18 protein-coding genes are annotated in these 17,946 nt (G+C 65.8%); 11 read left to right on the top strand and 7 right to left on the bottom strand.

From position 1 onward, the window contains the following. Window positions 1–19: 19 nt before the first annotated feature. The 4 genes from coaE to DT343_RS11825 are packed head-to-tail and all read right to left on the bottom strand — an operon-like array spanning window position 20 to window position 2,938. The gene (gene coaE / locus DT343_RS11840; RefSeq protein ID WP_112863052.1) at window positions 20–652 is read right to left on the bottom strand and encodes a dephospho-CoA kinase; all 633 of its coding nucleotides are present in this window, start codon (window positions 650–652) and stop codon (window positions 20–22) included. Next, window positions 649–1,479: a shikimate dehydrogenase family protein gene (locus tag DT343_RS11835; protein WP_112863051.1), complete on the bottom strand. Its 831-nt coding sequence runs from the start codon at window positions 1,477–1,479 to the stop codon at window positions 649–651. The genes coaE and DT343_RS11835 overlap by 4 nt, the downstream gene beginning before the upstream one ends. After that, window positions 1,476–2,072 carry a Maf family protein gene (locus tag DT343_RS11830; protein WP_439897226.1) on the bottom strand — a complete coding sequence of 199 codons (597 nt, stop codon included), beginning with the start codon at window positions 2,070–2,072 and terminating at the stop codon, window positions 1,476–1,478. The genes DT343_RS11835 and DT343_RS11830 overlap by 4 nt, the downstream gene beginning before the upstream one ends. Beyond that, a complete protein-coding gene (locus DT343_RS11825) occupies window positions 2,069–2,938 on the bottom strand; it encodes a pyruvate, water dikinase regulatory protein (RefSeq protein ID WP_055809600.1) in 870 nt (289 codons plus the stop codon). The genes DT343_RS11830 and DT343_RS11825 overlap by 4 nt, the downstream gene beginning before the upstream one ends. A gap of 450 nt (window positions 2,939–3,388) precedes the next feature. Between DT343_RS11825 and hemE the strand changes: the two genes are divergently transcribed. The 11 genes from hemE to DT343_RS11770 all read left to right on the top strand — a co-directional run bounded on the left by hemE (window position 3,389) and on the right by DT343_RS11770 (window position 13,758). Beyond that, a complete protein-coding gene (gene hemE, locus DT343_RS11820) occupies window positions 3,389–4,447 on the top strand; it encodes a uroporphyrinogen decarboxylase (protein ID WP_112863050.1) in 1,059 nt (352 codons plus the stop codon). Then, window positions 4,444–5,505 carry a ferrochelatase gene (hemH, locus tag DT343_RS11815; protein WP_112863049.1) on the top strand — a complete coding sequence of 354 codons (1,062 nt, stop codon included), beginning with the start codon at window positions 4,444–4,446 and terminating at the stop codon, window positions 5,503–5,505. Before hemE ends, hemH begins: the two co-directional genes overlap by 4 nt. Beyond that, window positions 5,502–5,969 carry a CopD family protein gene (locus DT343_RS11810; protein ID WP_112863048.1) on the top strand — a complete coding sequence of 156 codons (468 nt, stop codon included), beginning with the start codon at window positions 5,502–5,504 and terminating at the stop codon, window positions 5,967–5,969. The genes hemH and DT343_RS11810 overlap by 4 nt, the downstream gene beginning before the upstream one ends. Window positions 5,970–6,176: 207 nt before the next feature. After that, complete coding sequence (rho, locus tag DT343_RS11805) at window positions 6,177–7,610, top strand: transcription termination factor Rho (RefSeq protein ID WP_066627117.1); 1,434 nt, start codon at window positions 6,177–6,179, stop codon at window positions 7,608–7,610. A gap of 40 nt (window positions 7,611–7,650) precedes the next feature. Then, window positions 7,651–7,875, top strand: coding sequence for a DUF6489 family protein (locus DT343_RS11800; protein WP_112863047.1), 225 nt, complete (start codon window positions 7,651–7,653; stop codon window positions 7,873–7,875). Between the two features lie 36 nt (window positions 7,876–7,911). After that, complete coding sequence (mnmE, locus tag DT343_RS11795; protein ID WP_112863046.1) at window positions 7,912–9,219, top strand: tRNA uridine-5-carboxymethylaminomethyl(34) synthesis GTPase MnmE; 1,308 nt, start codon at window positions 7,912–7,914, stop codon at window positions 9,217–9,219. 102 nt (window positions 9,220–9,321) lie between these two features. Beyond that, entirely contained in the window at window positions 9,322–11,202 is a 1,881-nt protein-coding gene (mnmG, locus tag DT343_RS11790; RefSeq protein ID WP_112863045.1) for a tRNA uridine-5-carboxymethylaminomethyl(34) synthesis enzyme MnmG, read from the top strand. Next, entirely contained in the window at window positions 11,202–11,834 is a 633-nt protein-coding gene (gene rsmG, locus DT343_RS11785) for a 16S rRNA (guanine(527)-N(7))-methyltransferase RsmG (protein ID WP_112863044.1), read from the top strand. Before mnmG ends, rsmG begins: the two co-directional genes overlap by 1 nt. Continuing rightward, window positions 11,815–12,633 (top strand): ParA family protein, encoded by an 819-nt coding sequence (locus DT343_RS11780; protein ID WP_039246649.1) that lies wholly within the window; start codon window positions 11,815–11,817, stop codon window positions 12,631–12,633. The genes rsmG and DT343_RS11780 overlap by 20 nt, the downstream gene beginning before the upstream one ends. 25 nt (window positions 12,634–12,658) lie before the next feature. Next, window positions 12,659–13,549: a ParB/RepB/Spo0J family partition protein gene (locus tag DT343_RS11775; protein ID WP_112863043.1), complete on the top strand. Its 891-nt coding sequence runs from the start codon at window positions 12,659–12,661 to the stop codon at window positions 13,547–13,549. Window positions 13,550–13,575: 26 nt separating this feature from the next. Further along, window positions 13,576–13,758: a hypothetical protein gene (locus DT343_RS11770; RefSeq protein ID WP_055755069.1), complete on the top strand. Its 183-nt coding sequence runs from the start codon at window positions 13,576–13,578 to the stop codon at window positions 13,756–13,758. A 2-nt stretch (window positions 13,759–13,760) separates the two neighbouring features. On the opposite strand, the gene holA is transcribed toward DT343_RS11770, so the two are convergent. From holA to leuS, 3 genes are read right to left on the bottom strand one after another with little or no spacing between them, the layout of a single operon-like run. Beyond that, window positions 13,761–14,813 carry a DNA polymerase III subunit delta gene (holA, locus tag DT343_RS11765; RefSeq protein WP_112863042.1) on the bottom strand — a complete coding sequence of 351 codons (1,053 nt, stop codon included), beginning with the start codon at window positions 14,811–14,813 and terminating at the stop codon, window positions 13,761–13,763. Further along, the gene (gene lptE / locus DT343_RS11760) at window positions 14,810–15,289 is read right to left on the bottom strand and encodes an LPS assembly lipoprotein LptE (protein ID WP_091751836.1); all 480 of its coding nucleotides are present in this window, start codon (window positions 15,287–15,289) and stop codon (window positions 14,810–14,812) included. The genes holA and lptE overlap by 4 nt, the downstream gene beginning before the upstream one ends. Further along, the gene (gene leuS / locus DT343_RS11755; protein ID WP_112863041.1) at window positions 15,289–17,868 is read right to left on the bottom strand and encodes a leucine--tRNA ligase; all 2,580 of its coding nucleotides are present in this window, start codon (window positions 17,866–17,868) and stop codon (window positions 15,289–15,291) included. Before leuS ends, lptE begins: the two co-directional genes overlap by 1 nt. Window positions 17,869–17,946 lie beyond the last annotated feature (78 nt).

Here is a 17,946-nt window from a genome sequence, read left to right as displayed (position 1 = left end):
CTTAATGGCGGCATTCGCCTCAGCGCGAAAGGCTCGCCGCGCCGCGCCGGGGAGATATCCACGACGGGGCCAGAACGGTGGCCACGATCGCTTCGACCTCGGCCCGAGCGGCCTCCAAACCCCGGCCTGTGTCGATGATGAAATCGGCGCGGGCGCGCTTTTCCGCGTCCGGCATCTGGCGCGCCAGGATGGCGTCGAACCGTTCACGGGTCATGCCGGGACGGGCCAGGACGCGCTCCGCCTGGATCGCCGGATCGGCGGTGACCACCACGACGGCGTCGACGCCCTTGTCCCCACCTGTCTCGAACAGCAGGGGGATGTCCAGAATCGCCAGTTTCACACCCGCCGTGCGCGCCGCCTCCAGTTCCGCCGCGCGACCCTGGGCGACCAGAGGGTGGACAATGGCTTCCAGACGCCGAAAGGCGGTGTCGTCTTTTCCAAGCGCCTCGGCCAGACGCGTGCGATCGACCGCGCCGTCCACGAGGACGCCGGGAAAGGCTTCGCCCACCGGAACGACTGCGGCGCCTCCGGGCGCATAGAGGCGGTGAACCGCATCGTCGGCGTTCCAGACGACCGCACCCAGATCGGCGAACATGGCCGTCGTCGTCGACTTGCCCATGCCGATGGAACCGGTGAGACCGAGCAGGATCATGCCGCCTCGCCCAGATGCGTCATCAACAGGGCACGAAGATCGAGAGGCGGCGGCGGGCGGCGGAACAAGGCTTCGAACGACGGCGCCGCCTGGCCGATCAACATGGCCAATCCATCCACCGTCGGCAGGCCGCGTTCGCGCGCCGCCGTCAGAAAGGGCGTAGCCAACGGCTTGTAGGTCATGTCCATCACCACCGTGCCGGGCGCGATCCGGTCGAAGTCGATGTTGGGCGCAACGCTCAGCGCGTTGACGACCAGGGCTGCGCCGTCGAAGGCGTCATCGGCCGTCACGACCCGAACCGAGGGTCCAAGATCAGCGGCCAAAGCCTCTGCGCGTTCGGGCGAACGGTTGACGATGCGCACCTCGGCGCCCGCCTCGACCAGGGCGCCGGACCCTGCGCGGGCCGCGCCGCCGGCGCCCAGCATCACTACAGGCCGCCCCGCCACGTCCAGGTCTGGCGCCTGTTCCTTCAAGCCGCGCATCAGGCCGACGCCGTCGGAACTGTCGGCCAGCACCCGGCCGTTTTCGAACTGCAAGATATTGGCCGAGGACGTCAGTCGCGCCGCTGCCGTCGCCTGATCCGCCAGGGCGAAGGCCTGTTCCTTGAATGGGGCGGTGACGTTCAGCCCCATGATCAGACCGGCGCGCCCCGCCGCGATCAGGGTCTCGAACCCGGCGGCATCCGCAGGGACGAAGGGCACGTAGGCGCCGTCGATCCCGCCGGCCGCCAGCCAGGCGTTGTGGATGACCGGGCTAAGCGAATGGGCGACCGGATTTCCGGCGATCCCGGCGACAAAGGCGGCCCCGGTTATGCGGTGCGTGCTCATACCGCGATCACACCAGCCCGACGCAGCTCTTTCAACACCGGCCAGAGCGGCAGGCCCAGCACCGTGAAATAGTCGCCGTCCACCGCTTCGAACAGCTGCGAGCCCAGCCCCTCCAGCCGGTAGGAGCCGACGCAGGACAGCAGAGCCTCGCCCTCGGCCGCCAGATAGGCGTCGAGGAAGGCGTCCGAGAAATCGCGCATCCGCATCTGAACCGTATCGACGCCGGACCAGACGATCTGGCCCTTGGTCGCCAGCGCTGCGCCCGAGTGCAGTTGGTGCGACTTGCCGCGCATGGCTTTCAGCCGCTCGCGCGCCGCGTCCAGAGACCTGGCCTTGGAGACCAGGCCGCCGTCAAAGGCCAGGGTCTGATCCGAGCCCAGCACCCAGGCGGTTTCGTCGTCGCGTGAGACGGCCAGGGCCTTGGCTTCCGCGAGACGAACGGCGAGGGCGGCGGCGTCCAGGTCGGTCGAGACGGCCTTGATGGCGTCCTCGTCCACAGCGGCGACGCGCACCTCGAAGGCGACGCCGGCGTTTTCCAATATGGCGCGGCGGGCCGCGCTCTTGGATGCCAGGATGAGAGCTTCAGATTTCACCAGGTCGTCCCGATCTTGTGGTTGCGATGCTCGCTCAGAAGATTGGTGATCGCCGCCGCCGTCTCTTCCACCGAACGGCGGGTCACGTCGATGGTCGGCCAGCCGCGCCGCTCGAAGGCCCGCCGGGCTTTGATCGTCTCGTCGCGCACGGCGTCCTGATCGGTGTAGTTCGACGACTGGCTGGCGTTCAGATTGTCGATACGGTTGCGCCGGATCTGAACCAGTCGATCAGGCGACACGGTCAGGCCGATCACCAAGGGGTTCTTCAGCTTGGTCAGCCGCTCGCCGTCCTCCTGACCCGGCACCAGGGGCACGTTGGCCGCCCTGATGCCCCGGTGGGCCAGATAGATGCAGGTGGGGGTCTTGGATGTCCGGCTGACCCCGCATAGAACGACGTCGGCGCCCTCCAGCTGATCCAGAGAGCCTTGGCCGTCGTCGTAGGCCATGGCGAAGTCCAGCGCCGCGATCCGGTTGAAATAGTCATGGTCCAGCGCGTGCTGGGCGCCGACGCGGGTGGACAGGGCCGCGCCAAGATAGCGCGACATGGCCCCGACCAGCGGATCCAGCGCGCCGATCTGGGGCATGTCTAGGCGACGGCAGCCTTCTTCCAGTTGCTCGCGCAGATCGCGGTCGACCAGGGTGTGGAGAACGACGCCCGGCGCGGACTCCACCTCCTGCAGCACCCGCTCCATCTGCTTTGCCGACCTCACCAGGGAGTAGATGTGCTCGATCGGAATGACGCCGTCGAAGCGTGCGGTCACCGCCTTGGCCATGGCGTTCAAGGTCTCGCCGGTGGAGTCCGACACCAGGTGAACGTGGAAATAGGTGGCCAGACGGGCCGGTCCCGAGGGTCTGGCAGGGCTCATGAGACTGTCTGTCTCCCTGTTGAAAGTTGGGGGACGGCGTTGGACCGTCGGGGCGCCGTTTTTCTTAGCCGCTGATCGATCCGCCCGCGAGCGGGGATGATGGTGGATCGCGTCAGCCGTCCGCCGCCGGATCATCCCAAGGCGGAAAACCGAATTTCCAACCGCTGTGGAAAATCCTAATGAAAGGTTAACGACGCTTAACCGCGTTCACAGCCGCAAGCCCCCGCAAACCCTTGCCCGTTAAGGTTTCGTTAGGGATTGTCCACGGGCGGGATCAGTCGTTTCGACATCCCCGTTAACGATAGGCCGGACGTGGATATCCGCTTTTGTTCCGCCGCCGCCGATCGAGTCATCCCCGCCATTCCACCGCACTACCTGCCACTTCGAATCTTTTAATTCTTAATCTGATTAGGGATTGAGAGCGGGGGGCTGTGACCTTAATCCTCCGGCATGACCGATCAGACCCAGACTGCCGATCCGACACCCCTGGTGCTACGGGCTCTCCGCGGGGAGACGTTGGCGCGTCCGCCGGTGTGGTTCATGCGCCAGGCTGGTCGGTATCTGCCGGAGTATCGCAAGCTGAGGGCCGAGGCGCCTGACTTCATCGCCTTCTGTCTGAACCCCGAAATGGCCGCCGAGGCGACGCTTCAGCCCATGCGCCGGTTCGGCTTCGATGCGGCGATCGTTTTCGCCGATATCCTGCTGATCCCGCGCGCTCTGGGCCAGGACGTCTGGTTCGAAACGGGGGAGGGGCCGCGTCTGGGCGAAATGCCGATCCCGGGTCGGATGGCCGAACTGGCCCCGGCGGCGGGCGAGCATCTGTCGGCGGTGGGCGAGACCCTGTCCATCGTGCGCGCGGCCCTGGAGCCGGAACGGGCCCTGATCGGCTTCGCCGGCGCCCCCTGGACCGTGGCGACCTATATGCTGGACGGCCAGGCGCGCACCCTCGGCAAGGGCGAACGCGCCCAGGCCCGCACCTACGCCTATGCCGATCCCGAGCGCGTCGATGAGACGCTGGAGGTTCTGGTCGAGGCCACGGCCCGATATCTGAAGATGCAGGCCGACGCCGGCGCCCAGGTTCTGAAGATCTTCGAGAGCTGGGCCGAGGGTCTGCCGGACGACCTGTTCGAAAGACTGGTCCTGAAGCCCCACCAGGCGCTGGTGAAGCGCACGCGGGAGCTGGGGGTCACCGTACCCCTCATCGGCTTCCCACGGGGCTCTGCGGCGCTTGCAGAGCGGTATGCCGAGGCGGTCGAGGTCGACGCCGTCGCCCTGGACACCGCTTGCCCTCTGGAGGTCGGAAAACGGGTGCAGAGGATCAAGCCGATTCAAGGGGCGCTCGACCCGCTGTTGCTGCGCGCCGGCGGCGATCTGCTGGACCGACGCGTCGATCAACTGATGGAGGCCTGGGGGCAGGGGCCTTGGCTGTTCAACCTCGGCCACGGCATCCTGCCGGACGTGCCGATCGACCATGTCGAGCAGGTTCTGAGACGGATCGGCGCCCAATGAGCGAAGCGACCCCCGGCCGTCGCATTGCGGTGGTGCTGTTCAATCTGGGCGGGCCGGACGATCAGGCTTCAGTCAAGCCGTTCCTGTTCAACCTGTTCAACGATCCGGCCATCATCGGCCTTCCAGGGATCTTGCGCACGCCTCTGGCCAAACTCATCTCCAGCCGGCGCGAAACCAGCGCCCAGGCCAACTACGCCCTGATGGGCGGCGGATCGCCGCTGCTGCCAGAGACCCGTCGCCAGGCCGAGGCTTTGCAGGCGGTGCTTGGCGCGCGGCTGGGCGGCGATGAGGTCAAGGTCTTCATCGCCATGCGCTACTGGCATCCGCTGACCGAAGAGACGGCGGCCGAGGTCGCCGCGTTCGGACCCGACGAAGTCGTCCTGCTGCCGCTCTATCCGCAGTTTTCGACCACGACGACGGAATCCTCGTTGAAGGCCTGGAATGCCGCCTATGCCGGCCCGGGCGTCAGCCGCGCCGTCTGCTGCTATCCGGCGGCGACAGGCTGGGTTGAGGCCCAGGCCCAGGCGATCGGAGAGAAGCTGGACGAGGCAGTGGGTCAGCCGGTGCGGGTGCTGTTCTCCGCCCACGGCATCCCCGAGAAGCTGGTGACCGGCAAGGGGGATCCCTACCAGGAGCAGATCGAGACGACGGTCGCCGCCGTGGTCGCCGCCATCGAGGCGCAGCGCGGGCCGATCGACCACGCCATCTGCTACCAGAGCCGGGTCGGGCCGATGAAATGGCTGGGCCCGTCAACGCCCGAAGCCATTGAAACGGCGGCCAAGGACGGGGTCGGCGTGGTTGTCACGCCCATCGCCTTTGTCTCGGAACATATCGAGACCCTGGTCGAGCTGGATATAGAATACGGCGAACTGGCCCATGAAAAAGGGGCCAGTCCATATTTACGTGCCCCGGCGGTCGGGATCGAGCCGCTGTTCATTGACGCGTTGGCCGACGCAGCCGTTAGCGCATTGTCCCACAGAGGCGTCGCGCCGTTCGGGCAGGGGTGCAAGGCGGACTGGAAGGCCTGTCCGCATCGCAAGGGAGGGCGGGCGGCATGAACACCTACGATCTCGCACGCGGGCTGCATATTCTGGCGGTGATCGCTTGGATGGCGGGTCTGCTGTTCCTGCCTCGGCTCTACGCCTATGACGCCGAACAGAACGCCAAGCCCGAACCGCTGAAAAGCGAAATGCAGACGCTGTTGCGGCTGTGGCAGACGCGGCTGCTGCGCATCATTCTGAACCCGGCGATGATCCTGGCCTGGGTCTTCGGTCTGTGGTTAATCCATATCGACGTCTCGGCGCGCGGCGCCGCCTTCCTGGGCGAACCGTGGATGGTCGCCAAGCTGGCAGGCGTCTTCCTGCTCAGCGGTTGGCATGGCTTCCTGGCGGCGCAGAGGAAGAAGATCGCGGCCGGCACGTCGAAATATTCCGGCAAGTTCTGGCGCATGACGAATGAGGTTCCCTTCATTCTGGCCATCATCATGGTGCTGTCGGTGACGACGGAGTGGACGTTTCGGTAAGCGGCTCCGCTTGACCTGACCCGCCGCCTGTGGTTCCGCTGGCGGCGAACCGTTCGGCGTCCTGCGTCGGCGGTCCCTCTCTTTCGTGACGCCTGCAGGCCTTGGAGCCAGCGGGAGACCGTCGCACCTCCCTTCGGCCTTCTGGCCAGACATTTTCAGAGACCCGCGCCGCAGCCGTCTGGCCGCGTGCGCCCGCGAGCCTGCATTATGACCGACGTCCGCGACACCAATACCGACACCCCCGAGAACGAAGGCGTGGAGGTTGAAACCCCCACCCATCACGGCGCGGCGCATGAAGCCGGCGAGGCGGCGGGCGCCGATTCTGGCGTGGACACGACGGCAGACGACGAAGAGGACGGCGAGCCCGTCGTCGCCAACGGCCGCATCACGCTCGCCGAGCTGAACGAGAAGACCCCGGCCGACCTGGTCGCCTTCGCTGAACAGCTGGAGGTCGAGAACGCCTCCAACCTGCGCAAACAGGATCTGCTGTTCGCCATCCTGAAGGCCCTGGCCGACGAAGAAGTCGAGATCATCGCCGATGGCGTGCTGGAAATCCTGCCGGACGGCTTCGGCTTCCTGCGCAGCTCAGACGCCAACTATCTTCCGGGGCCGGACGACGTCTATGTCTCGCCGTCGCAGATCCGCCGCTTCGGCCTGCGCTCGGGCGACACCGTCCATGGGGCCGTGCGCGCGCCGCGCGAAGGCGAACGCTACTTCGCCCTGCTCAAGGTCGACACGATCAATCTGGAAGACCCCGAAGCGGTCAAGACCAAGGTCCTGTTCGACAACCTGACGCCGCTCTATCCCGAAGAGCGACTGCACATGGAGATCCAGGATCCGACGTTGAAGGATCGCTCGGGCCGGGTCATCGATATCGTCGCGCCGCTGGGCAAGGGCCAACGCTGCCTGATCGTGGCGCCGCCGCGCGTGGGTAAGACGGTGATGTTGCAGAACATCGCCAAGTCGATCGAGCGGAACCACCCGGAAGTCTTCCTGATCGTCCTGCTGATCGACGAACGCCCCGAAGAGGTGACCGACATGCAGCGGACGGTGAAGGGCGAGGTCGTCGCCTCGACCTTCGACGAGCCCGCCACCCGCCACGTCGCCGTCGCCGAAATGGTGATCGAGAAGGCCAAGCGTCTGGTCGAGCACAAGAAAGACGTGGTGATCCTGCTGGACTCCATCACGCGTCTGGGCAGGGCCTACAACGCCACCGTCCCCTCGTCGGGCAAGGTGCTGACCGGCGGCGTGGACGCCAACGCTTTGCAAAGGCCCAAGCGCTTCTTCGGCGCCGCGCGCAATGTGGAGCAGGGCGGTTCGCTGACCATCATCGCCACGGCCCTGATCGACACCGGCAGCCGGATGGACGAGGTGATCTTCGAAGAGTTCAAGGGCACCGGCAACTCGGAGATCGTGCTGGACCGTAAGGTCGCCGACAAGCGCATCTTCCCCGCCATCGACGTGCTGAAGTCCGGCACCCGCAAGGAAGACCTGATCACGCCGAAGGATCAGTTGGCCAAGACCTATGTCCTGCGCCGCATCCTGAACCCGATGGGACCGCAGGACGCCATCGAATTCCTGCTCGACAAGCTGCGCCAGTCGAAAAACAACTCGGACTTCTTCCAGTCGATGAACACGTAAGTCGTCTTCGGACGTTTCACGTGAAACAGGAGACCATGCGATGAAGGTCAATGTGGAAGTCGAGTGCACACCGGCGGAGGCGCGAGCCTTTCTCGGCCTGCCGGACGTGACGCCGCTGAACGAGGCAATGGTCGCGGAGATGCAGAAGCGGATGGAGGCCAATGTTGCCGCGATGCAGCCCGATGAACTGATGAAGACCTGGACCAGCTTCGGCCTGCAGGCCCAGGACCAATTCCGACGCCTGATGGAAGCGGCGGTAAAGTGAGCATCCGCCCTCTCCGGAGCCGCTCGGTCTGAGTTGATGATCGACACCATCTTCGCCTTGGCGACGCCGCCCGGCCGAGGCGCCATTGCGGTTCTCCGTCTGTCGGGCCCCGGCGTCGAGGTCGCGTTGACGGCGCTCGGCGGAATCCGGTTAAAGCCGCGCATGGCGTCGGTGCGGGACCTCAGCCATGCCGGCGAGCACATCGACCAGGCGCTTGTGCTGCGTTTCGTGGCGCCAAATAGCTACACGGGTGAGGACGCCGCCGAACTGCATCTGCATGGCGGTCGCGCGGTCGTTGAGGCCGCCAGCCGCGCCTTGATCGCGTTGGGCTTGCGCCCGGCAGACCCCGGCGAGTTCACACGCCGCGCGTTCCAGAACGGCCGCATGGATCTGGCGCAAGCCGAGGCGGTCGCCGATCTGATAGACGCGGAAACCAGCGCCCAGGCCAAGCAGGCCTTGGGTCAGTTGGATGGAAAGCTTAGCGAGACCTATGCCGGTTTCCGCCGTGACCTTCTTCACGCCCTGGCTCTAGTCGAGGCCGAGATCGATTTTCCGGATGAAGAAGTGCCAGACAATTTGGCCCGTACGGCGGGGCCGGTGTTGGACCGACTTGGCGGCGACCTGCGATTGGCGGTTGATACGGGGCGGCGTGGCGAGCGGGTCAGGGAGGGCTATCGCATCGTCCTGATCGGTGAGACAAACGCCGGCAAGTCGTCGCTGTTCAATGCGTTGGTTGCGCGTGAGGCGGCCATCGTGACGCCGGTCGCCGGCACCACACGGGATGTGTTGGATGCCGATCTGGTAATCGGCGGCTATGCCGTGACCTTGTCGGATACGGCCGGCTTGAGAGACAGCGACGACCCGGTCGAGGCCGAGGGCGTGCGCCGCGCACGGCTTCGCGCCGAACAAGCCGACTTGCGCGTCTGGGTTCGCGCGCCGGGCGACCCGGACGGGGTGGCCGCGGCCTACGTCAAGGATGACGATCTGATCGTGGCGACCAAATCCGACCTTGGCGCCGGTCTAGGTGAAGGCGAGTATGAGACTTTGGCAGTCAGCACCGCAACTGGCGACGGCTTGGCTGAGCTTCGGGCCTGGATTGCTGCCCGTCTTGCGCACGATCTGTCAGGTGCCGACTTCCCCGCCGTGACTCAGGAACGGCATCGGCTGCGTTTGCTTGAGGCGCTGGAAAGCGTCGATGCGGCGCGGGCTGCGCTCGATGTAGCGCCGGAAATGGCTGGCGACGATCTGAGACGGGCTGCCGACGCTTTGGCGCGCGTGACAGGTGCGATCGGCGTTGAGGACATTCTGGGCGAAGTCTTTTCGACCTTCTGCATAGGAAAGTAGGTCTAGCCATACCGGTGTTTCACGTGAAACAGAGGCGGGTCGCGGTCAGATGCGATTGGTCCGCCTCTGGCGATCACACGCGTTTTGGCTTATGTGCCGGCGATGATTTCTCCCCATGATCTTATATTCGACGTCGTCGTCATCGGCGGCGGCCACGCCGGCTGTGAAGCGGCGGCGGCTTCCGCGCGGGCGGGCGCCCGCACCGTCCTTCTGACTCAGAAGTTGGAGACGATCGGCGAGATGTCGTGCAACCCGGCTATTGGGGGGCTGGGGAAGGGGCATCTCGTTCGAGAGATCGACGCCATGGACGGCGTGATGGGGCGGCTGGCCGATGTGTCAGGCATCCAATTCCGCCTCCTGAACCGATCCAAGGGCGCGGCCGTTCGGGGCCCGCGCAGCCAGATCGACCGCCGGCTCTATCGCAAGGCCATGCAGGCCGAACTGCAAGGGACGCCCAATCTGACCCTGTTGGCGGGGACGGCCGAGCGGCTTGTCCTTGAAGGCGACCGGGTCGTCGGCGTCGTGACTGGCGACGGAAAGACGGTACGGGCTGGGGCGGTCGTCCTGACGACCGGCACCTTCCTGAATGGCGTCATCCATCGCGGCGACGAGCGCATCCCAGCGGGGCGGCATGGTGAGGAGCCCTCGACGGGTCTGGCCGCCGATCTTCATGCGGCCGACCTGATGATGGGGCGTTTGAAGACGGGCACGCCCGCACGCCTGGACGGTCGGACGATCGCCTGGGACCGTCTCGAAATGCAGCAGGCGGACGAGGCGCCGTCGGCCTTTTCCTTTCTTACCGACCGGATCGACGTGCCCCAGATCGCCTGCGGCGTGACCCACACGACCGAGGAGACCCATCGGATCATCGCGGAAAATCTTGGCGAGAGCGCCGTCTATGGCGGCAAGCTTTCGGGACGGGGCCCGCGATATTGTCCGTCGATCGAAGACAAGGTCGTTCGGTTCGCCGACAAGACGAGCCATCAGATCTTCCTGGAGCCGGAAGGCTTGGACGATCCAACGGTCTATCCGAACGGGATCTCCACCTCGGTGTCGGAGCCGACGCAGCTCGCCTTCCTGCGAACCATCCCTGGATTGGAAGCGGTCGAGGTGTTTCGATACGGCTACGCCATCGAATACGACTATGTCGATCCACGCGAGCTGACGGCGGCGCTCGAGGTCAAGAAGCGTCCGGGACTATATCTTGCCGGACAGATCAACGGCACGACGGGCTATGAGGAGGCCGCGGCGCAGGGGCTGATGGCTGGACTGAACGCCGCGCGGTCGGCGGCCGGGCAGGAGCCGGTGATCCTGGGGCGTGATCAGGCCTATATCGGCGTCATGATCGACGATCTGGTGACGCGCGGTGTCACCGAGCCGTACCGAATGTTTACCAGCCGGGCGGAATATCGGCTGACGCTGCGAGCCGACAATGCCGACCTTCGGCTCACACCCCTTGCAATCGAGCTGGGTATCGTTGGTGACGAGCGGCGCATTCGTTTTGAAGGCAAGGCCTCGGCGCTTGCGGCAGCGAGCGCTGTTTCACGTGAAACACTGTTCACGCCCAATGAGGCCGGGGCGCTCGGCATTTCGGTCAACGCTGATGGTCGTCGGCGCTCGATGCGCGAACTGCTGGCCTTCCCGGATGTGACTTTGGATCAGTTTGTTTCGGCAGTGCCCGTCATCGCCGACTGGACCGATGAAATCCGCGAGCAGGTTCAAATCGACGCTGCCTACGCCAACTACCTGGATCGCCAATCGCAAGATGCGGACGCTCTGAAGGCGGAGGAGGAGCTGATGCTCCCGACCGATCTCGACTATGGCGCCGTTGGCGGTCTGTCGAATGAGGTCAAGGAAAAGCTGGCGCGCGTCCAACCTCGAACCTTAGGCCAAGCCAGTCGGATCGAGGGCGTGACGCCCGGCGCTTTGACGGCGCTGCTGGCCTATGTGAAGCGCGCACCCAAGGCGTCGGTCGCGGCCTGATGTTGGAGGCTGAACAAAAGGCGTTCCGCGCACGCGCCAATGCGTCAACGGAACAGATCGCCGACCTCGAAGCCTTTCGATTGCGATTGGTCGAGGCCAATGCGGTGATGAATCTGGTGGGTCCGGACAGTCTGCAGGACTTCTGGAACCGCCATGTCTGGGACAGTGCTCAACTGCTCGATCTGGCTCCAGAAGCGAAGACCTGGGCGGATCTGGGGGCGGGAGCTGGCTTTCCCGGACTGGTCCTTTCCATCATGCTCAAGGGGCGGGAGGGTGCGCATGTCTGGCTGATCGATAGCCTGGCCAAGCGCTGCCGATTTCTTCAGGAGGTCGTGAATGCCTTGTCCCTGCCGGCGACGGTCATCGTCGGTCGGGCTGAGGCGCAGTCTGTGACGTGTGACATCGTCACCGCCCGCGCCGTCGCGCCGATGGAGAAACTGCTGGGTTATGCACAGCCCTACTTCCAAAGGGGTGCACAAGGTCTGTTCCTGAAGGGGGAGCGTGCCGAATCCGAGTTGATCGAAGCGCGCAAATCCTGGCATTTCGAGGCTGAACTGGCCCCGTCGCAAAGCGACGTGCGCGGCCGCATCGTGACAATCCGGAGCCTCCGCCGTGCCCGCTCAACGCGCTAGAAAGCCCGCCCGCGTCCTCGCCGTATCCAACCAGAAGGGCGGGGTCGGCAAGACGACGACAGCGATCAACCTCGGCACCGCATTGGCCGCCATCGGGGAGCGCGTGCTGATCGTGGATATGGACCCGCAGGGCAATGCCTCAACGGGCCTGGGTGTTCCACGTGAAACACGGCGCGTCACCATCTATGATGTCGTCGTGGATCAGCGCTCCATCGCGGATGCATCGGTGCAGACGACGGTGCCGGGTTTGTGGATCGTACCCGCTGATGCCGACATGTCGGGCGTTGAGATCGAACTGAGCCAGGCTGATCGCCGGTCGTATCGGCTGCGTGATGCTCTTCGCGCGCACGACGATGGCCCTACCGCGTATGACTACGTCCTGATCGACTGCCCGCCGTCGCTGAACCTGCTGACGCTGAATGCGATGGCGGCGGCGGACGCGGTGCTGGTGCCGCTGCAATGCGAGTTCTTCGCCCTGGAAGGTTTGAGCCAGCTGATGCGCACCATCGACATGGTCAAGCACAGCCTCAATCCGTCGTTGGAAATCCAGGGCCTGGTCCTGACCATGTTCGATCGTCGCAGCGCCTTGTCGGGCCAAGTGGCGAACGACGTCCGCGCCCACTTCGGGGACAAGGTCTATGAGAGCGTCATCCCGCGCAACGTCCGCGTCGCCGAGGCGCCGTCGTTCGGCAAGCCGGCGCTGATCTATGACCTGAAGTGCGCGGGCAGCCAGGCCTATCTGCGGCTGGCCAAGGAAGTGGTGAAGCGCGAACGCCAGCGGCTGAAGCTGGCCGCCTGAGTTTTATTGGAAACGGAACAGTATCTTGGCTGAACGACAAAGAGGTCTGGGCCGCGGCCTGTCGGCGTTGATGGGACAGGACGCCGAGGCGCCGGTCGCGTCGGATGCACCCGCGCCCGCCGGCGTGCAACGCGTGCCGATCGAAAGCCTGAAGCCCAATCCGGACCAGCCGCGCAAGACCTTCCGCCAAGAGGATCTGGAGGAGCTCACCGCCTCGATCCGCGACAAGGGCGTCCTGCAGCCGATCCTGGTGCGGACTCAACCGGGTGAGGACGGCGTCTGGCAGATCATCGCCGGCGAACGGCGCTGGCGCGCCTCACAGGCGGCGCGCCTGACCGAGGTGCCGATCGTGGTCCACGAGATGGACGACGTCGAGGTGTTCGAAGTCGCGATCGTCGAGAACGTCCAGCGCGCGGACCTGAATCCTCTGGAAGAGGCCGAGGCGTACCGCGTTCTGATGGATCGCTTCGGACGGACGCAGGATGCGGTGGCGGGCGTGGTCGGCAAGAGCCGCAGCCATGTGGCCAACACCATGCGCCTGCTGCAACTGCCCGAGCGGGTGCTGTTCTATGTGCGCGAAGGCAAGCTGTCCGCGGGTCACGCCCGGGCGCTGATCAATACGCCCGACCCGGGCCAGTTGGCGGACATCGCCTTTGTGGATGGTCTCAGCGTCCGTGAGACCGAGGCTCTGGCGCGCCGTGCGGTCGAGGGGCCGAAGCCGACGAAGGCCAAGTCGGCGTCGGCGGCCGCAGGCGGGGAGGGGGCGGCCGATGTCGCCGCCTTGCAGCAGGATCTGGCCGATGCGCTGGGCTTGAGGGTGCAGTTGTCGGACAAGGGCGGCAAGGGCGAACTGACGATCGGCTACGGCTCGCTGGAGCAGCTCGACGACCTGTGCCGCCGTTTGATGCGCGGCTGAGCGGCGGACTGTGCTAGGGTGTCGATATGACTGAAGACACGACACCCACCGCTGCCGACAAGCTGAAACAGGCGCTCGCCGCCAAGAAGGCCAAGGCGGGTCATGGGTTCAACGCCCAACCGGGCGCCAAGGCCGAAGAGAAGGCTGTGTCGGCGCGCAATGTCGCCATGGCCCAGCCTGCCTTCCGCAAGGCGTCCAAGCGCGGCTAGGGCTACAGCCCCAGCCGTCTGGCGCGACCTGCGATTTCCAGCAGCAGGCGCTCGGCGATCAGTTGGTCGGGCATTCCCGTCGTCTTGGTGGCGACATCGGCCATGTTGATGCTGTCCAAGACCTCGTCCAGGGCTTCCAGCCGCCAGGATCGCGCCTGACGCAGCATTTCCGCCTCCTGTTTCCAGAAGACGCCAGCGGCCTTGGCGGCCTCCTTGGCGTTTGCGCCGTTGGCCTGCAAGATATTGATCCGGCGTAGCTTTCCGAGATGGATCGCGGCGGAGCGAACGGCGAGCACCGACGATTCGCCCTCGGCGAAAGCGCGCCTGAGCCCCGCCTGCGCCGGGCCGGGACGCGCGCCGAAGGCCTGAAGCGCCGCATCCGACAGGGAGGCGTCGGGCTCGACGCCGAGATGATGCTCCAGGGCATCCATATCCAGCGTCTTGCCGGAGCCGGGGCCGATGAAGAGGGCCAGGCGCTCGATCTCTTGCCGCATCAGGCCCCGCTCGCGCGGTAGGCGCGCGACGAAGCGGTCCAGGGCGTCGGAGGTCAGGCCTACCTTGTCGGCGGCCAGGGCCTCGCGGACCATGCGGGCGACATCGCCAGTTTCGTCCTCGTAGCAGACGATGCCGACCGCGCCGTTTTCCTTCTCGGCCGCCTTTCTGAGCGCGGATTCACGGCCTAGCTGGTCGGCCTCGACCACCATCATGGCGTCAGGATTGTAGCCGCCATCGGCGTGGATTTTCAGCGCGGCGGCGACAGCCTTGTCCACGCCGGGCTTCAGCGCCGACAGACGGATGCGCACCAGACGACGGCCGCCCATCAGGGACATGGCCGTCAGCGCTTCTTCCAGCTTCGTTTCGTCGCCATCGATGTCGCTGTCGGTCAGGACGGTGACATTGAAGGGGTCGTTCAGATCGGGCGTGACCGTCTTGCACAGCACCTCGGCCCGCTCGGCGACGCCTGACCGGTCCTTGCCGTGGATGACCGCCGCCCGGATCGCCGGATCGGGCGCCTTCAGAAAGCGATCGATCTCGGGGCGTTTGGCCAGGATCACGGGTTCGACAGCGCCTGCATCAGATCCAGTCGTATCAGGCGAGCCAGTTCGGCTGCGGCGCGCTCCTCGCCGTCCTGCTGGGCGGCGATGGCGGCATAGGGCTGGTCGGCTGTGGCGTAGGTCGTGGTGACTGTTTCCGTGCCGCTGACGGGCGTTCCCCCAGCGGCCGGGGTCAGGGTCCAGGTCGCCTTGACTGTCAGCTCATAACGGGTGGCGGTGTCGTCGATACGGCGACCCAGCGAGCGGCGGTTCTGCTGGACCTCGGTCGTCAGCCGATACAGCGGCGTCGCGCCGCGATCCCAGGCGAGGACGTCTTCCAGCTGCTCGCGCAGGCGATAGCCAAGGCGATCGTCTTGGGTCGTGACGGCGATCCGGCGCAGGGACGAACCCACGGCCGGCTCGGCGTACATGGGCGTGAAGCCGCAGGCGGACACCGCCAGAGACGCGAGAACCGCGCAAGCCGCCGCAATACGCATCAGCCGGCCACCAGATTGACGATGCGGTCCTTGACCACGACGATCTTCTTCACGCTCAGACCCTCCAGCCGCGCCTTGACCGTTTCGTCGGCCAGGACCAGGGCTTCGACCTCGGACGGCTCCATGCCGCGCGGCACGCGGATTTCCGCGCGACGCTTGCCGTTGATCTGGATGGGCAGGACCACCTCGTCGTCGGCCGCGAGCGCAGCGTCCCACACGGGCCACGGCGCGTCCAGAACCATCCCGTCCTCACCCAGCCGCGTCCAGGCTTCTTCGGCCAGGTGCGGGGTGAAGGGGGCGATCAGACGGGCCAGCGCCGACAGGGCCTGACGCTTGGCGTCGCCGCCGGCCTGGGCGTTGTCGCGGATGGTGGCGACAAACGCGTAGAGCTTGGCGATGGCGGAGTTGAAGCGGAAGCCTTCGACCCCTTCGGACACGGCCTTGATGGCCTTGTGCGTTTCGCGCAGCAGCTCGGCGTTGGCCTTGTCCTCGCCGGCGAAACCGGCGTCATAGGCGTCGAACAGGGTCCAGGCGCGCTGGACGAAGCGGCTGGCGCCCTCGACACCGCCGGGGGTCCACTGCACGTCCCGCTCGGGCGGGCTGTCGGACAGGACGAACAGGCGACCGGCGTCCACGCCGTGGCTTTCCAGAATCTCGGCCGGAGCGACGACGTTCTTCTTGGACTTGGACATCTTTTCGATGTCGCCGATGACCAGGGTCTCGCCGGTCGACAGCTGGCGGGCGGAACGCACACCGTTGTCGTTCCTGAGCTCGACGTCGGTCGGCTCGACCCAGCCGCCGTCGGTGCGGCGATAGGTTTCGTGAACCACCATGCCTTGCGTGAACAGGCCGGCGAACGGCTCCTTCACCGACAGCATGCCGGCGTCAGACAGGGCGCGGGTGATGAAGCGCGCGTACAGCAGGTGCAGGACCGCGTGCTCGACCCCGCCGATATATTGATCGACAGCCAGCCAGCGGTCGGCGGCGGCCTTGTCGATCGGCGCCTCGGCCGTCGGATCGGTGAAGCGGGCGAAATACCAGCTGGAATCGACGAAGGTGTCGAGCGTGTCCGTTTCGCGCGTCGCATCGGCGCCGCACGACGGGCATTTGACGTGCTTCCAGGTCGCGTGACGCGCCAACGGGTTGCCGGGCACGTCGAAGGTCACATCATCAGGCAGGATGACCGGCAACTGATCGGCGGGAACCTCGACGACGCCGCAAGTCGGGCAGTGGATGATCGGGATCGGGCAACCCCAATACCGTTGGCGGGAAACGCCCCAGTCGCGAAGGCGATAGATGGTCTCGGCGCGGCCCTGGCCGGCGGCCTCGACCTTGGCGATCGCGGCGGCCTTGGCGGCCTCGACGTCCATGCCGTTCAGGAAGTCGGAGTTGAAGATGCGGCCGGGGCTGACATAGGCCTCGGTTCCGATTTCGACTGTCTCGGCGTCGTCGGGTTTGACCACCGGCCTCACCGGCAGATCGTATTTGCGGGCAAAGTCGAGGTCGCGTTGGTCATGGGCCGGGCAGCCGAAGATCGCGCCCGAACCATAGGTCGACAGCACGAAGTTGGCCGCCCAGACGGGCAGGGTCTTATCCGGATCGAAGGGATGGTGGACGCGAACGCCCAGATCCACGCCCAGCTTCTCGGCCTTTTCAATCTCGGCTTCACTGGTGCCGGTCTGAGCACAGGCCTTGACGAAGTCCGCCACGTCCGGCCGATGTTCGGCGATGGCCTTGGTCAGGGGATGGTCGGGGGCCAGGGCCAGGAAGCTGGCGCCGAACAGTGTGTCGGGGCGGGTGGTGTAGACCTCGATCGGATCGCGGGCGTGATTGGGTTCGCCCTCGGGGGAGGGGGGCAGGAAGGCCGGCGCCTCGGCGATGTCCCACCACAGGGTCGCGCCCTTGGACTTGCCGATCCAGTTCTCCTGCATCAGCCGGACCTTTTCCGGCCAGCGGTCCAGGGTCTTCAGGCCGTCGATCAGATCGTCGGCATAGTCGGTGATGCGCAGGAACCACTGGTTCAGCTTGCGCTTCTCGACCAGGGCGCCCGAGCGCCAGCCGCGTCCGTCGATGACTTGTTCGTTGGCCAGGACCGTGTTGTCGACCGGATCCCAGTTGACCACCGCATCCTTGCGATAGACCAGACCGCGCCGATACAGCTCCAGGAACCAGGCCTGCTGCTTGCCGTAGTACTCCGGGTCGCAGGTCGCGAACTCGCGCGACCAGTCCAGCGACAGACCCAGCAGCTTCAGCTGCTCGCGCATGTTGGCGATGTTGGAATAGGTCCAGCCTTTCGGGTGGATGCCGCGCTCCATGGCCGCGTTCTCGGCCGGCATGCCGAAGGCGTCCCAGCCCATCGGGTGCAGAACGTCGTACCCCTGCGCGCGCTTGGACCGCGCCACCACGTCGCCCATCACATAGTTGCGGGCGTGACCCATGTGGATGTTGCCCGACGGATAGGGAAACATCTCCAGCACATAGTATTTCGGCCGGCCGGTGTCCTTCGTGACGAAGGCGGAAGCCTCGGCCCATCGGGCCTGCTGGCGGGGTTCGGCGGTCTTGGGTTCGTAACGGGCCACGGTCGTCCTGAAAGTCGAAAGGGCGCTGACGCCCTCCCGGCTCAACTAGCCCGAAGGACGACAGCGCCCAAGAAGTAA

Source organism: Brevundimonas vesicularis (assembly GCF_900445985.1).
Classification (GTDB): domain Bacteria; phylum Pseudomonadota; class Alphaproteobacteria; order Caulobacterales; family Caulobacteraceae; genus Brevundimonas; species Brevundimonas vesicularis_D.
This window is presented reverse-complemented; position numbering and strand designations above follow the sequence as displayed.